The organism is Rheinheimera faecalis (assembly GCF_021290965.1).
GTDB lineage: Bacteria > Pseudomonadota > Gammaproteobacteria > Enterobacterales > Alteromonadaceae > Pararheinheimera > Pararheinheimera faecalis.
On sequence record NZ_JAJOYT010000007.1, the window covers coordinates 175,551 to 191,029 of the forward strand.

Annotated in this window: 10 protein-coding genes and 4 tRNA genes; 8 read left to right on the forward strand and 6 right to left on the reverse strand. The window is 46.2% G+C overall.

The genetic code is table 11. The features are described 5' to 3' along the window. The first annotated feature begins 3 nt into the window (after positions 1 to 3). From smc to LSG34_RS13815, 4 genes are all read left to right on the forward strand, one after another. Positions 4 to 3,405 (forward strand): chromosome segregation protein SMC, encoded by a 3,402-nt coding sequence (smc, locus tag LSG34_RS13800; RefSeq protein ID WP_233009679.1) that lies wholly within the window; start codon positions 4 to 6, stop codon positions 3,403 to 3,405. A 19-nt stretch (positions 3,406 to 3,424) separates the two neighbouring features. Further along, positions 3,425 to 4,264, forward strand: a complete 840-nt coding sequence (zipA, locus tag LSG34_RS13805) for a cell division protein ZipA (RefSeq protein ID WP_233009680.1) — start codon at positions 3,425 to 3,427, stop codon at positions 4,262 to 4,264. Positions 4,265 to 4,353: 89 nt separating this feature from the next. After that, positions 4,354 to 6,384: an NAD-dependent DNA ligase LigA gene (gene ligA, locus LSG34_RS13810; protein ID WP_233009681.1), complete on the forward strand. Its 2,031-nt coding sequence runs from the start codon at positions 4,354 to 4,356 to the stop codon at positions 6,382 to 6,384. 1 nt (position 6,385) lies between these two features. Continuing rightward, positions 6,386 to 6,841, forward strand: coding sequence for a DUF2919 family protein (locus LSG34_RS13815; RefSeq protein WP_233009682.1), 456 nt, complete (start codon positions 6,386 to 6,388; stop codon positions 6,839 to 6,841). 7 nt (positions 6,842 to 6,848) lie between these two features. On the opposite strand, the gene LSG34_RS13820 is transcribed toward LSG34_RS13815, so the two are convergent. From LSG34_RS13820 to LSG34_RS13840, 5 genes are all read right to left on the reverse strand, one after another. Next, positions 6,849 to 8,465: a response regulator gene (locus LSG34_RS13820; RefSeq protein ID WP_233009683.1), complete on the reverse strand. Its 1,617-nt coding sequence runs from the start codon at positions 8,463 to 8,465 to the stop codon at positions 6,849 to 6,851. 275 nt (positions 8,466 to 8,740) lie between these two features. Further along, positions 8,741 to 8,816: transfer RNA gene (locus LSG34_RS13825), tRNA-Val, on the reverse strand. A 114-nt stretch (positions 8,817 to 8,930) separates the two neighbouring features. After that, a tRNA-Val gene (locus tag LSG34_RS13830) sits at positions 8,931 to 9,006 on the reverse strand. 38 nt (positions 9,007 to 9,044) lie between these two features. Continuing rightward, a tRNA-Val gene (locus LSG34_RS13835) sits at positions 9,045 to 9,120 on the reverse strand. A gap of 57 nt (positions 9,121 to 9,177) precedes the next feature. Continuing rightward, positions 9,178 to 9,253 (reverse strand) — tRNA-Val (locus LSG34_RS13840). Between the two features lie 184 nt (positions 9,254 to 9,437). Between LSG34_RS13840 and gltX the strand changes: the two genes are divergently transcribed. The 4 genes from gltX to LSG34_RS13860 all read left to right on the forward strand — a co-directional run bounded on the left by gltX (position 9,438) and on the right by LSG34_RS13860 (position 14,081). Then, complete coding sequence (gltX, locus tag LSG34_RS13845; protein WP_233009684.1) at positions 9,438 to 10,847, forward strand: glutamate--tRNA ligase; 1,410 nt, start codon at positions 9,438 to 9,440, stop codon at positions 10,845 to 10,847. A gap of 245 nt (positions 10,848 to 11,092) precedes the next feature. After that, positions 11,093 to 11,872, forward strand: a complete 780-nt coding sequence (locus LSG34_RS13850) for a DUF481 domain-containing protein (RefSeq protein ID WP_233009685.1) — start codon at positions 11,093 to 11,095, stop codon at positions 11,870 to 11,872. 201 nt (positions 11,873 to 12,073) lie between these two features. After that, a complete protein-coding gene (locus LSG34_RS13855; protein WP_233009686.1) occupies positions 12,074 to 12,955 on the forward strand; it encodes a hypothetical protein in 882 nt (293 codons plus the stop codon). 349 nt (positions 12,956 to 13,304) lie between these two features. Beyond that, positions 13,305 to 14,081, forward strand: a complete 777-nt coding sequence (locus tag LSG34_RS13860) for a hypothetical protein (RefSeq protein WP_233009687.1) — start codon at positions 13,305 to 13,307, stop codon at positions 14,079 to 14,081. Between the two features lie 70 nt (positions 14,082 to 14,151). Here the strand turns inward: LSG34_RS13860 and serA are convergent, their stop codons facing one another. Next, entirely contained in the window at positions 14,152 to 15,378 is a 1,227-nt protein-coding gene (gene serA / locus LSG34_RS13865; protein WP_233009688.1) for a phosphoglycerate dehydrogenase, read from the reverse strand. Positions 15,379 to 15,479: the final 101 nt, after the last annotated feature.

Genomic DNA, 15,479 nt, shown 5'->3' on the forward strand with positions numbered 1-15,479 from the left:
CAGATGCGTCTTAAGCAAATTAAATTAGCGGGTTTTAAATCCTTCGTTGATCCTACCCAGGTGGCTTTTCCTGCTCAGATGACTGCTGTAGTGGGGCCAAACGGCTGCGGTAAATCCAACGTGATTGACGCTGTACGCTGGGTGCTGGGTGAAAGCTCGGCGAAAAACCTGCGTGGTGATGCGATGACAGACGTTATCTTTAACGGCTCCACGCAGCGTAAACCCGTGTCTCAGGCTTCTGTTGAACTGATGTTCGAAAACACCCAAGGCCGTTTGCAAGGCACGTTGGCGGATCGCAGTGAAATATCCATCAAACGTTTAGTGACGCGGGATGGCCAGTCGAATTATTTCCTCAACGGCACTAAATGCCGTCGCCGTGATATCACAGATATTTTCCTTGGCACAGGCTTAGGCCCACGCAGTTACGCCATTATCGAACAGGGCATGATTTCGCGGCTGATTGAATCCAAGCCTGCCGACTTGCGTATTTTTATCGAAGAAGCGGCCGGTATTTCCAAATACAAAGAACGCCGGCGCGAAACCGAAAACCGTATTAAGCATACCCGCGAAAACCTGGACCGTTTATCTGACGTGCGGGAAGAGCTGGGCAAAAACCTCGATAAGCTCAAACGTCAGGCTGCTGCTGCGGCACGTTTTAAAGAACTTAAAGCGCAGGAGCGTAAGCTCAAAGCAGAATTGGCCTGTGTGAAATGGTTACACTTTCATGGTCTGCTGCAAAAAACAGAGCTGGATATTCAGCAGAAGCTGACCGAAATAGAACAGTTTCAGGCGGCTCAGTCTGGTGATCAGTTGCTGGTGCTGCAACTGAAAGAGCAGCAACAGGACTTACGTACTGAACAGCAGCAAGTGCAGCAGCAGTATTATCAGGTCGGCAATCAGATCACCCGCTTAGAACAGCAGCAACTGCATCAACGTCAGCGTCGTCAAAGCCTGACTGATGAACTCCGTTCATTGCAACTGACCTTGCAGGAAGCCGACTCTTATATTGCGCAGCAGCAAGAGCAACTGGCAGAGCTTGAGTTCCAGCTTGAAAATGCAGCGCCGGATAGTGAGCTGAAACAAGAACAGTTTGAGAGCCTGACCGAACAAGCTGAACAGGCAGAAGAACGTTTACTCAGTGCGCAGAGTGCATTACAGCAATGGCAGCAGCAGTTTTTTGCGTTGCAACAACAGCAGCAACAGAATCAGTTAAAAGCTCAGCACAGCCAGCAGCAACAGCAGCAATTACTGAACCGTATCAGCCAGTTACAGCAAGAATTATCACAACTGGATGCAGTGGCTGATTCAACCGCGGCAGAGTCATTGCTTACCAAACAGCAAGAAACACAGCAGCAACTTGAACTACTGCAACAGCAAAGTGCTGAAGCCGAGCAGCGCTATCAGGCGTTGCAACAAGCGCAGCAGGAGCGTAAACAGTTGCAGCTGGTGCGGCAAAGTGAGTTAAAACAGCTGAAAAACCAGCAGGATAAACTTAGTCAAATTCAGCAGCAGGTCAATAAACAGCAACAGCAGCTGTTAAAGCAGTTGGAGATTGAGCCTAAATGGGCCAGGGCTGTCAGTCTGGTATTGGGTGAACTTCAGCATGCCACAGCAGAGCAAGGACTTGACCAAAGTTATGTGTCACCCAGCCAGTTGAATGCCAAAGCCGGTACTTTAGCTGCTGTGATACGGGCAGGCTTGTATCCGGACTCGTTTCACGAAGTGCTGCTTGCCGATAGCATTGAACAAGCCCAAACCAAACAAAAACAGTTGCAACCCCAGCAATCCGTGATTTGTGCTGAAGGCATCTGGTTTGGCTGCAACTGGCAACTGGTGCCTGGGCAAGCTGCTTCAGACAACTACTTAACACGGCAACAGCAATTGCTGGAACTGGCTGAACAAATCCAGCAGCTTGAACAGCAGTTATTGGCAGAGCAGCATATCGAAGCGCAATCCGATGCTGAACTCGCAACCAGCAAACAGCAGTGGCAACAAAGCCAACAGCAACTGCAGCAGACAAAAGATCAACTGCAAAAAATCAGCACAGACCTATTATTGCTGCAACAACAGCAGCAACTGCAGCAGCAAAGACGATTGCAGGCATCCACAGAGCTGACAGGCCAGCAGCAGGATTTTGAACTGTTAAGCCTGCAACTTGATGAGCTGGAGCAACAATCCGAAGCTTTGGATGAACAGTATCAGGCACAAAAGGCCAAAGAATGGCAGTTGCAGCAACAACAAACGCAAAGCCAACAGCAGCATCAGCAACTGAAACAACAGCAAGACTCTGTGCGCCAGCAACTGCAACAATTGCAGCTGGAACAACAAAGTGCACAAAAGCAGTTAAGTTTCAGTCAGCAGAATTTACAGCGTAGCCAGCAACAGCAACAGCAACTGCAGCAGCGCCATCAATTAGTACAGGATCAATTGGCCGAAGTGTCAGAACCCGATGGCGAGCAACACGAAACTTTACAGTTGTTGCTGGAACAACGTGCTGAAGTTGAACTTTTAGTGCAGCAAAAAGCCGAAGCTTTACATTCATTAGAAGAAAAGCTGCGTCAGGCCGAACAAGGCCATCAGGGTGTGGCGCATTTATTAACGCAAAAGCAAAAAGAATTAGCCGATTTGCAGCTAAGCGCCGAAGGCTATCGTGTGCGGGCCAACAATATGCTGGAGCAGCTGACAGAACTGCAGGTAAACTTTAAAGAGCTGAGTGAAACACTACCAGCCGAAGCGAACGAGCAGGAATGGCAGCAACAACTGGAGAAAACACAAGATTCAGTGTCGCGTTTAGGTCCTATTAACCTGGCGGCTATTGAAGAGTTTGAGCAGCAGGATGAGCGTAAACAGTATCTGGATGCGCAGCATCAGGATTTAGTGTCAGCGCTGGAGACTCTTGAAACTGCTATTCGTAAAATTGACCGGGAAACCCGGCAGAAATTTAAAGAAACCTTTGAGCAGGTGAATGAAGGCTTGCAAACTTTATTTCCAAAAGTGTTCGGTGGAGGCAGTGCCTATCTTGATTTAACCGAAGAAGATCTGTTAGAAACAGGTGTAACTATCATGGCGAGACCGCCAGGGAAAAAAAACAGTACAATTCACTTACTCTCGGGTGGTGAAAAAGCGCTAACCGCTTTATCATTGGTGTTTTCGATTTTTCGATTAAATCCGGCACCTTTTTGCATGTTGGATGAAGTTGATGCACCTTTGGATGATGCAAACGTCGGCAGATTTTGTAATCTGGTACGGGAAATGTCTGAAACTGTGCAATTTATTTATATCAGTCACAATAAAATTGCCATGGAAATGGCGGCACAATTAATGGGGGTGACCATGCAGGAACCCGGTGTGTCGAGAGTTGTAGCTGTAGATGTGGAAGATGCCGTGAAAATGGCTCAAGCCTAAAAACTAAAAGGTAAAAGAGATGGCTGAGGAATTACGTTTAGTCTTGATTGTTTTGGGTGTGTTGGGTATCAGCGCTTTAGCTTTACATGGCTGGTGGACAGTCCGGAAAAATAATAAGGACATCAGCAAATACGATGTAGATGCTTCTGCAAATTCAGGCCCTAAAGCCGATGGCTTTGATGAGCTGGGGATAGGCCGCAAGCGTGTATTGCAACCGGGTGAAAAGCCGCAACCTAAACCTGCACCAACAGTAGCGCCAAAAGCCAATAAATTACGTGAACCAGTGAAGGTGCGTCGTGAGCCTGAATTAAACGAACCGTCGCTGGATATGGGCAGCTTTTCTGCCACAGACGAGCCTTATGCTGAAGCTGTAGCTGAAGAGCAACAGGCCGCTTACGAAGCTGAAAAAGATCAAAGCGCTCAGGCGCCAGCAAATGAAGTGCTGATCCTGTACGTATTGCTGCCGGAAGGTGAAGAAATTAACGGCTCTCTGTTATTGCCTTCATTACTGACCTTAGGTTTTAAATACGGTGAAATGAATATTTTCCACCGTTTCCAGGACAACGCAGGTTCAGGTGAAGTGCTGTTTTCATTGGCCAATATGTTTAATCCAGGCACCTTCGACTTAGAAGACATGGATAAAATGAATACCCGTGGTTTAAGTCTGTTTATGACCTTGCCAGGGCCTGGCGAAGCCTTACAGAACTTCAACCTGATGCACAGTGCAGCGAAAAAACTGGCTGACGAATTTGGTGGTCAGGTACTGGATGGTCAGCGCTCAGTGCTGACAGTACAAACAGTGCGGCATTATGTGGAAAAAATCCGTGAATTCCAGCGTCAACGCCTGATCCACGGTTAATACAATAATCATATTAAAGAGGCCCCGTTTTCGGGGCTTCTCTATTTTAGAATTTAAGATTTTAGACTTTAAGTGCCTGAGTAAAGCAAATGAACCAAGCTATCCAACAACGCCTGCAACAGCTCAAAGACCAACTGGCTTATCACAATCACCAGTATTATGTGCTGGATAATCCAAGTATTCCCGATGCTGATTACGACCAGCTGTTTCAGGAAGTAAAGCAGATAGAACAACAACATCCTGAACTGGTGACTGCGGATTCACCGACTCAGCGAGTAGGGGCTGCACCTTTAAGCAAATTTGGTCAAATCAGCCACCAGGTCGCTATGTTGTCCTTGGATAATGCTTTTGATGCCGATGACTTCGCCGCTTTTTACAAACGTATGGCCGACCGTATTGATGCAAGCAAAGACTTTGAGTTTTGTGCTGAGCCGAAACTGGATGGTTTAGCCGTCAGTATTCGTTATGAGCAAGGCCTGTTGGTACAAGCTGCTACCCGTGGTGATGGTTTTACCGGTGAGGATATTACTGCTAACGTTAAAACCATTCGGGCTGTGCCGCTGAAGTTGCAAGGCGAAGTGCCAGCTGTGCTGGAAGTTCGTGGCGAAGTCTTTATGCCACTTGCAGGTTTTGAGGCGATGAATGATAAAGCCAGAGCTTCGGGCGATAAAGTTTTTGCCAACCCACGTAATGCGGCGGCGGGCAGTTTACGGCAGTTGGATCCGAAGATCACAGCCACTCGTCCTTTGATGTTTTATGCCTATGCGGTAGGAGCTGTGGAAGACGAGGCTCAACTGCTAAACGGTAAAAGCCATCATGCCCGTTTGCAACAACTCAAAGGCTGGGGCTTGCCGGTTTGCCCGGAAATCCGTCATGTCACAGGTTTGCAGGCCGCCCTGGATTATCAGCAAAGCATTTTGACTAAACGCGCCGCTTTGCCTTACGAAATAGATGGTGTGGTACTGAAAGTCGACGACTTAGCCCAGCAACAAGCTTTAGGTTTTGTTGCCCGCGCACCACGTTGGGCCATAGCCTTTAAATTTCCGGCTCAGGAAAAAACCACCACTTTACTGGATGTCGAGTTTCAGGTGGGGCGCACTGGCTCCATTACTCCGGTCGCTCGTTTAGAGCCTGTGCTGGTAGGTGGTGTGACGGTAAGTAATGCGACTTTGCATAATCAGGATGAAATTAATCGTCTGGGCGTCAAAGTAGGCGATACAGTGATAGTGCGCAGGGCAGGGGATGTGATCCCACAAATTGTCTCTGTAGTGCTGGAAGAGCGGCCTGAAAGCGCACGTGACATCCTGTTTCCAACGGCTTGCCCTGTCTGTCAATCCAGCATTGAACGGGTAGAGGGTGAAGCGGTAGCGCGTTGTACTGGTGGTTTGTATTGTGCCGCTCAGCAAAAAGAAGCGCTGAAACACTTTGTCTCACGTAAAGCCATGGATATTGAAGGCTTGGGCGACAAAATCATCGAGCAGTTGGTGGAACAGAAGCTGGTAAATACTCCGGCTGACATTTTCCGTCTGGATATGCCGGCTTTGGTTGGTTTAGAGCGAATGGGCGAAAAGCTGGCGCTTAAACTGCTGAAATCCATAGAAGATTCTAAACAAACTACTTTGCCACGTTTTATTTACTCCCTGGGTATTCGTGAAGTAGGGGAAGCGACGGCGCTTAATTTAGCCAGCCATTTTGCCGCTTTGGATGCAGTGCAGCAGGCAAGTGTAGAACAGCTGTTAGAAGTGCCGGATGTAGGTGCTGTAGTGGCAGGAAATATTCAGCATTTTATGGCTGAAGAGCACAACGCCGCTGTGATAGCTCAGTTGATTGAGGCTGGTATTCACTGGCCTGTGATTGAAAAACAGCAGCAGGGCGAACAACCTCTGGCAGGTTTAACAGTGGTACTAACCGGCACTTTGACCAGCATGGGCCGCGATGATGCCAAAGAAAAACTGCAGCGCTTAGGGGCAAAAGTATCAGGCTCTGTGTCAGCTAAAACTTATGCGGTGATCGCGGGTGATAATGCTGGTTCAAAGCTGGCTAAAGCCGGTGAGTTGTCTGTGCCTGTCTGGACTGAACAACAGATGCTGGATTTATTTGCACAGCACGGGTTGAGCTGAAATGTCACAGTTTTATCCTTTATTGGATAAGTATGGCCTGACCCGGATCCCACTGCGTTTTTACGCTGTGCTGTTGTTGGTGTTAAGGCCTTATATTCTGTGGATTTTAGTGCTGACTATGCCTGAAGGTGGTGATAAATTACTGGCGGCTGTCTATCCCAAAAGTAATGATTTTTTAACCGCTTGTCTGATTTGTGCGCCTTTGTTGCTGGTAGTGGCCGCGCTGAGTCAACGCAAAGACAAAGGGAGCCAAGGCTGGTTCAAATTATGGCGGCAAAGTCGTTGGATCATGCTGGCTGTAGTTGCCACAGATCTGGTGCATAGTCTGACTCACTTACCCAACTATGTGATGCTGAAGGCGCCCTGGTTGCTGATATCACCCGTATTGCTGGTGCTTAGCTTGTGGTGGTTGCTGAAGAACCCTGTGATGAAGCAGATTGTCACTGAGTGGCCTTAAGCCAGCTTTAAATAGCAATTTTCTGCTGGCTTTGTAGTTGCTGCCAACGTTTTTCCTGCTCTTCATTCAGCTTGGCTTTGGACAGCATAACTTCACATTGCAACCGCAGTTGTTCGGTTTGAATAGAAGCATCAATATTTTCTGTAGAGCGCAATGACTGTAGCAGGTTTAGCGCTATCCCCACATTACCGGGCATGATATTAAACGCCTGAATAAAAGCGGTCAGAGCCTGATGCAACTGGCCTCTTTCGTACAGCAGCACTGCGTTGTTGTTAAACTCCCTCGGGCCCATAGGTAAGCTTTCGCGTTCCTGCTGCTCTTGTTTGAGGTAGGTCAGAAAAACCGGATCTGCGTTTTTCAGCTTGTTGGTATCTTGTGTCAGTTGCCTTAGCAATTCACGGGAACTACTCAATAAACCCACTTCATGCAAAGCTTTGGCTTTATCAAGAATGTCTTCAGCGCCTTGAGTTACAGGGCTTTTATCCAGAGCCAGTAGCAGCTGTTTAGCTTTTTCTATCTGGTCTTTTAAATAATAAATCCGCGCCTGCACCACCACTTGCTGCTCTTCTTTGCGCTGATCCGGAAATAACTGCCGCATATTGCTTAGAGTGTCATAGGCTACTTTGGATAAACGGGTGGTTTGTTCTTCTTCATCGACACTTAAGGCGTAATCAATGGAAGCACGAGCCAGATTCAAATACAGATCAGGCTGCTCGTAAATAGAAAAACGGGCAAAACGTAGCAGATCTTTGGCCGCCTTAAACTGGTGTTCATAGTCATGAGTTAAGCGTGATAAGTGCATCAGCTTTTGCTGGCGCATTAAATTACGTGGTGCCATATCTGCGGCTTGCATCAGTTCTGACTGCGCTTTTTTATACATTTGCTGGCGCAGATGTATATCAGATAGCAAATCTAAAGCTGCCAGTTTCAAATCGGCTTTATATAACAAAGGTTGTAATAGCGATGTGGCTTCGGCGTATCGTTCACGCTGAATCAAACAGCGCGCTAATCCCAGTTTGACCCAATGCTGGTTTTCATTGTGGACCAGGCTACTGTAAAACTGCTCGCCTTCAGTCCAGCGACCCGCTTGTTGCAATATCTCGCCTTTGATTTTCAGCAGCATGGAATTGTATTTAGGCTGATACCCCTGTTCCAGCCATTGGTCCAGTAGCTTCAGCGCAGGATCAGTCTTTTTTTGATCCATCAGACTATACAAAGGTCGGAATAAGTTTTTACGTTGCACTGTGCGGTCAATGCGGGCTTTTAAGTCTTTAATGGCGTAAGGCTTCACCATAAATTCGTCGGGCTGTAACTCTAAAACGCTGTGCACCAGACTAGGGTCTGTCTCAGCGCTGATAAAAATAAAGCCGGTGCTGTGGCGGAATAAATTACGAGCCTTTAATTCCTGATAGAGCTGATAACCATCTTTGCCATTTAAATTAAAGGAGCAGATGATTAAATCAAAGGATTTATCGCGACACTGAGTTAAAGCTATGGCGGAGTTTTCCGCATAGGTGAAACTGGTGTATCCCAGCGTTTCCAATGCATAACGCAGATAATTCTGAGTTAAAGGCTGTTCATCTACAACCAGTATCTGGATGTCCTTATTAAGTTTTACTGCCATAAATGAATGAGACACCAATTATCATTTCTATCAAATATAGCCATTAAGCAGGTAAAAAGCTGAGAATTTTTTAAATGAATTCAATAGGTAGTGTTTTTCTGAATTAGGAAAATTGAATATAAATGAAAAAGTGGTAAAAATAAAAGGTGTAAGTTTATTTAAAACAATAGGTTAGGTGGTTTTAGTGTTTTCTGTGAGGAGTGGTGGATGCTACTGGGATCGAATTAGCGAGTCTTTGGTTTTGTAAAGAGAGAGATGTTTTTTTATCGAAGGAGTGGTGGATGCTACTGGGATCGAACCAGTGACCCTCGCCTTGTAAGGGCGATGCTCTCCCAGCTGAGCTAAGCATCCTGGGCATTCGGTTTTACATCACTTCTAAGAGTAGAAAGAGATGGTGGATGATACTGGGATTAACCAGCCGCAGCCTCTTCTTTATAAAGGGTGGCGATGCACTCTTTAAAAATATGGTGGATGCTACTGGGATCGAACCAGTGACCCTCGCCTTGTAAGGGCGATGCTCTCCCAGCTGAGCTAAGCATCCTGGGTATGCTGTTTATTATGCAATTACATCAGAGATGATGGTGGATGCTACTGGGATCGAACCAGTGACCCTCGCCTTGTAAGGGCGATGCTCTCCCAGCTGAGCTAAGCATCCTGGGCATAACAACATGACTACAACGATTTAATCATCTCTTGGAGAATTTCAAAAAGATGGTGGATGCTACTGGGATCGAACCAGTGACCCCCGCCTTGTAAGGGCGATGCTCTCCCGGCTGAGCTAAGCATCCATCGTGTGGTCGGCCGTCATTATAGGGGGCACGGTTTTTGTGTCAATAATATTTTTAGCTTTGTGAACTGTATGCTTTAAAAGTAAGCAGTTAAATCTTTTGCTGCATCGCTGCTTCGGCCGTGCAATCACTGCCTTGCATTGGTACAATAGCGCCCAATTTTTTGGCCTTCAGTGGATTCATTATGTCTATAGTTACTCGTTTCGCGCCAAGCCCTACAGGTTACCTGCATGTTGGTGGCGCCCGTACAGCCTTGTACAGCTGGCTGCATGCACGCAAAACCGGCGGTACTTTTATCCTTCGTATTGAAGATACCGATTTAGAGCGTTCTTCGCAGGAGTCTGTGGATGCCATTTTAGAAGGTATGGAATGGTTAGGGCTTGACTATGACGACGGCCCTTATTACCAAACCAAACGTTTTGATTTATATAAAGAAGTGGTTGCTCAGCTGTTAGCTGAAGGCAAAGCGTACAAATGCTTCTGTACTGTTGAAGAAGTAGATGCAATGCGTGAAGCGCAAATGGCTGCTGGTGAGAAACCAAAATACAACGGCATGTGGCGTGATCGCACCGACCACCCAACAGACAAGCCTTATACTATTCGTTTTAAAAACCCGCTGGATGGCGTAGTGGTGATTGACGATTTAATCAAAGGCCGCATTGAAATTGCCAATGCTGAGCTGGACGATTTAATCATTGCCCGTAGTGACGGCACTCCAACTTATAACCTGACGGTTGTGGTTGATGACTGGAAAATGGGCATTACTCATGTTATTCGTGGTGATGACCATGTCAACAACACACCACGTCAGATGAATATTCTGGCCGCTTTAGGCGCAGAACTGCCGAAATACGCTCACGTGCCTATGATTTTAGGTGACGACGGCAAACGTTTGTCTAAACGTCATGGCGCTGTAGGTGTAATGCAATACCGTGACAACGGTTTCCTGCCAGAAGCTCTGATCAACTATTTAGTGCGTTTAGGCTGGTCTCATGGCGATCAGGAAATTTTCAGCAAAGAAGAACTGGTCCAGCTGTTTGACTTAAGCGACTGTAACCGTGCGCCTTCGGCTTTTAACACCGACAAGCTGATTTGGTTAAACCAGCACTATATGAAAACTCTGTCTCCAGACTATGTTGCTAAACATTTAGCCTGGCATGTGGCCGATCAGAAGCTGGATATCAGCACTGGCCCGGCGCTGGCTGAACTGGTGAAAGTGCAGGCTGAACGGGTGAAAACCTTAAAAGAGCTGGTTGAAGTCAGCCGTTATTTCTACGAAGACTTCAGCGAGTTTGAAGAAAACGCTGCGAAAAAACACTTACGTCCTGTAGCCGCAGAACCGCTGGTTGCTGTTCAAACTAAACTGGCAGAGCTGAATGATTGGTCAGTGGAAGCTTTACACAAAGCCATTAACGATGCTGCTGAAAGCTTAGGTTTAGGCATGGGCAAAGTAGGCATGCCTTTACGTGTGGCCGTGACAGGCGGTGGTAATTCACCAGCACTGGACGCAACGCTAGCACTGATCGGCAAAGATCGTGTGTTAAAACGCATCAGCATGGCGTTGGAGTACATCAGCAACAGAGCTGGCGAATAAATATACCCTTCGTACTTGAAGCTGCAGCTTTGTTGACTGCGTGCTCTCGCCCCAGTCACATAGGTAAACTATGCTCCTGGGGTCTCATGCACTTGTCGCCTCGCTGCAATTCCAATTACTTTGGGTATAAATCGTAGGGGCGACCTTTAGGGTCGCCCGTCTCGCGTCAAAATCTGCTTCAGCAAGGCTGCATTCATTTGCGGCTGTCAAAATCGTTTTTATTTTTCTAAGAAGGGTTATACAACATGCGTTTAGTAGTCGCATTGTCAGCGGTACTGTTATGTTCAGCAGTCTCTGTTCAGGCACAAGAGTTTCAGAAAAAACACGGCGAAGAAGAAACCATTATTCCGCCTTGGGCTGGTGATGTAGAAGTAGGGGTTGTGCTAAGCCGTGGTAATACCGAAGCGACAGCAGTTCGAACTAACGCTGAATTAAAACACGAGCTGGAAGATTTCCGGAACAAGTACTTTATCCAGACCTTGTTGCAACGCAATACTCAAACCAACAGTGCTACAGGTGAAAAAGAAGACAACACCACAGGTCAACGTGTGGGTGTCACAGCGCAAAGTAACTATAAGTTTTTCCGCTCAGACAGCAGTTTGTTCGGCCGTGCCGCTTATTTAAATGACCGTTTTGGTGCTTTCCGTGAGCAGTCCTCTGTGGCTGTGGGTTATGCCAATAGGTTATACGAAGATGGTCAGAACTATTTTGACTTCGAAACCGGTCCCGGTATGGCGTATGACAGACCGTCGGAAGGTGAAAGTAACTCAGGTATGATTTGGTACGCTGCGGGTAACTTTGAGTATCACTTCTCTGAGACCAGTAAGTTCAAACAAACTCTGGAATACGCTATTTCGTTAGATGGTCATAACACCAGCTACACCAGCCGTAGTGCTATCACAGCTCAAATCAATAACGAGCTGGCGCTGCGTTTAAGCCTGAATATCAAATATGACTCAGATGTAGGTGTAGATAAGAAAAGCACAGACTCTGAAACCGCAGCTTCAGTGGTGTATTCGTTCTAAAAAAAGGGGGGCTCCTGTGCTCCCCACTTTTTAATTCATGTAAAACTCTTACTCCGGCCTGTCTGTATCGAACTCCAAATAATCTATTGACGTCATCTGTTACTCGTTGAAAATCATCTGATTTAAGGTACAAATTAGTTTTTTTTTGTCGCACAGTCAGGTAATCTGTTCCTGCTTTGACAAAAAAGGAGATGTAAAGCAATGGAAAAATTGATGTTTGCTCTGGTAGGTTTATTTTTTTTGTTCAGTAGTCCCGATGCAGCTGCAACCATATCCACTGTTCCAGTGGATAAATACTGTTATATGCTAATTGAAAGTCCACAAAACCATAGTTTCTGCCGTCAATCCTATAATTACGACAGCATTGATGTTTATTTTAAAGATTTTAATGGTAAGGATGTGAAGGCTGTTGTAAAACGACAATTTCGCAAAACTGCACCTACAGTGCTTATCAATACTCAGTATAGCTTTGAGGGGATTTGTGCTGCGGGGGCAAACTGTAATCTGTCGTTTTTTGCTCAGGATACATTAATGGCATTCCGCCGGGCTGTGATTAACAAAGCTTTTTATACCTATATTGATGATGACGTCACACCTTGTATCCCTGGCACTATCTGCGTTGAACCACAATCTGCAGACTTAGCTTTCCAGGCACAAGCTGCAGCGGCAGGTAAAGTCGTTCAAGCAATAAAAAATGCACAGACTATTGCTCAGACGGCTGAGTCAGCTGTAAATGCTGCTAGTACGGCTATGGATATGAAAAATACGATCGGTGGAGCTATCAATCAACCTATTATGTATACACCTATGTATGGAACAGATGGTGCTCTTATTGGTTATTGCATGATAAATGCTCAACTAGGCTGCCAGAGTGTTCTGAAAGTAGTCTCCGACTCAACCTATTACCATGAGTCAATTCTGACTACACCAGCTGATTTACAAGGTAATGGTATAGCTCATGCCCTTGATAATTGGATGATGACTAACAGACCGCAATTAAGCTGTCTGGTTAGCCAGACAACTTCCACATTATCAAATGGCAGCAGGGTGGTTACGACAATACGGACTTGTTCCGTACATTAATAGTTCCAAATCACTTGATAAGGGGCATTGCTAATAAGCCAATGCCCCTTTTAGGTTAAACAGCCTTATTAAGACACTATGCGGGTCAGTCCTTCGGGGCCAGTTTTTGCTTCGGTGTGTCTGTATCTTTCAGCACACAACCCAATGCCCCTCAGTTACTTGTTGAAAATCATCGATTTTAATCAAAGAATGCATTTTTTCTGAACTGTCTGGTAGTCTGCTCCTGCTTTGACGAAAAAGGAGATGTAAAGCAATGGAAAAATTGATGTTTGCTCTGGTAGGTTTATTTTTTTTGTTCAGTAGCCCTGATGCGGCTGCATCCACTGTGCCGGTGGATAAACACTGCTATATGTTAGTTGAAAGTCCGCAAAATCATCGCCTTTGTTTTCAGACCTATAATTACGACAGCATTGACGTTTATTTTAAAGATTTCCATGGCAAAGAGGTGAAGGCTGTTGTGAGGCGGCAATTTCGTAAAACTGCGCCTACAGTGCTGATCAATGCTCAGTACAGCTTTGAAGCGGTTTGCGCTGAAGGGGTTCGTTGCGACACATCAATTTTAGCGCAAGATAGCTTAATGGCATTCCGTCAGGCTGTTGTTAATAAAGCTTTTTATACTTATATTGACAAAGCCACAGCCTGTGCCGCCGGTGCTCTTTGTCCCAAGTCTTCATCTTCAGATCTAACAACTGCTTCCAACGCAGCTGCGGCAGATAAAAATACTCAGGCCATACAAAATGCACAGATTGTCGCGTTGGCGGCTGAATCGGCTATCTATGCTGCCAGTACGGTGATGGAAATGAAAAATGCGACCAGCGGAGTGGCCAATCAACCTATTGTTTACACTGCTATGTTTGGAACAAATGGTGCTCTTCTTGGTTATTGTAAAGTAGATGGTCACCTGGTTTGTCAGAATCAACTGACAGTCATAGCTGATTCGCAACAAAAACATGAATCCACCCTGGTTACATCTGATGATATTCAGGGAGATAGTATGGAGATTGCGCTACGGGATTGGCTCAGATTGAACAGATCTCAATTAACATGTCAGGTGCGCCAGACTCCGTCCACAGTAGCGAATGGCAGTAAGGTGCTTTCGACATTCCGCACCTGTGCAGCGCAGTAAGAGTTCTAGGTTACTTGATAAGGGTCACTGGTTAGTGCAACCAATGACCCTTTTTAGTTTATAGCCTTTGCTAGTGCAGGACTCGGGCGCGCAAAGTACCTGGAATCGACTTTAACTCGTTCAGGGCCAGTTCGTGGTCCAGTGAATCTATGTCTATTACCACATAACCAATTTCTGCATTGGTTTGCAGATACTGACCCGAAATGTTGATGCCGTGCTTAGCAAAGGCTTCGTTGATTTTGGTCAGCATACCAGGTTGGTTTTTGTGGATATGTAGTAAACGTGAGCGGCCTCTGTGTTCTGGCAAGGAGACTTCAGGGAAATTCACCGCTGACAAGGTAGAACCGTTGTCGCTGTATTTCACCATCTTGCCTGCTACTTCAAAACCTATATTCTCCTGCGCTTCCTGAGTAGAACCACCAATATGTGGCGTCAGGATCACATTGTCGAATTCGCGCAGCGGGGATAAGAACTCTTCATCATTGCTGGTTGGTTCCACAGGGAATACGTCAATAGCAGCACCGGCCAGTTTTTTCGCTTTCATCACTTGGGCTAAAGCATCGATATCGACCACAGTGCCACGTGAGGCGTTGATCAAAATGCTGCCTTGTTTCATCAGATCCAATTCAGCTTCGCCGATCATATTTTTGGTCTGAGCTGTTTCAGGCACATGCAAAGTCACTACGTCAGAAGTTTTCAGCAAAGTGCCAAAATCTACTTGGGTGGCATTACCTAATACCAGCTTGTCTTCGATATCGTAAAACTGCACACGCATACCGATGTTTTCCGCCATGATGCTCAGCTGAGTACCAATATGGCCGTAACCTATAATGCCTAAGGTTTTGCCACGGGCTTCAAAAGACTGAGTTGCAGTTTTTTGCCAGACACCACGGTGTGCCGCCGCATTACGCTCCGGAATACCACGCAGCAGCATAATAATTTGGCCTAACACCAGTTCAGCCACAGAGCGGGTATTGGAAAAAGGCGCGTTGAATACCGGAATACCACGCATCAAGGCAGCGTCTAAATCGACCTGATTGGTACCGATACAGAAGCAACCAACCGCAGCCAGTTTAGTGGCTGCGTCCAGCACTTTTTCGGTCAGTTGGGTGCGTGAGCGAATACCAATAAAATGCACGTCACGGATTTTTTCAATCAGTTCAGCTTCATCCAAAGAGGTTTTCAGATACTCAATGTTGCTGTAACCCTGATTCTTAAAGCTCTGCACCGCACTTTGGTGCAAACCTTCCAGTAACAGGATTTTGATCTTGTCTTTGGGCAGCGAAAATTTTTCCATTTTACTTCTCTTTAACTTGTTGCAATTTAAATTCGATTCACTGGATCCCAGCTCTAAGTAATTGGAGTTGCAGCGCGACGACAAGCGAACGAGACCCCATG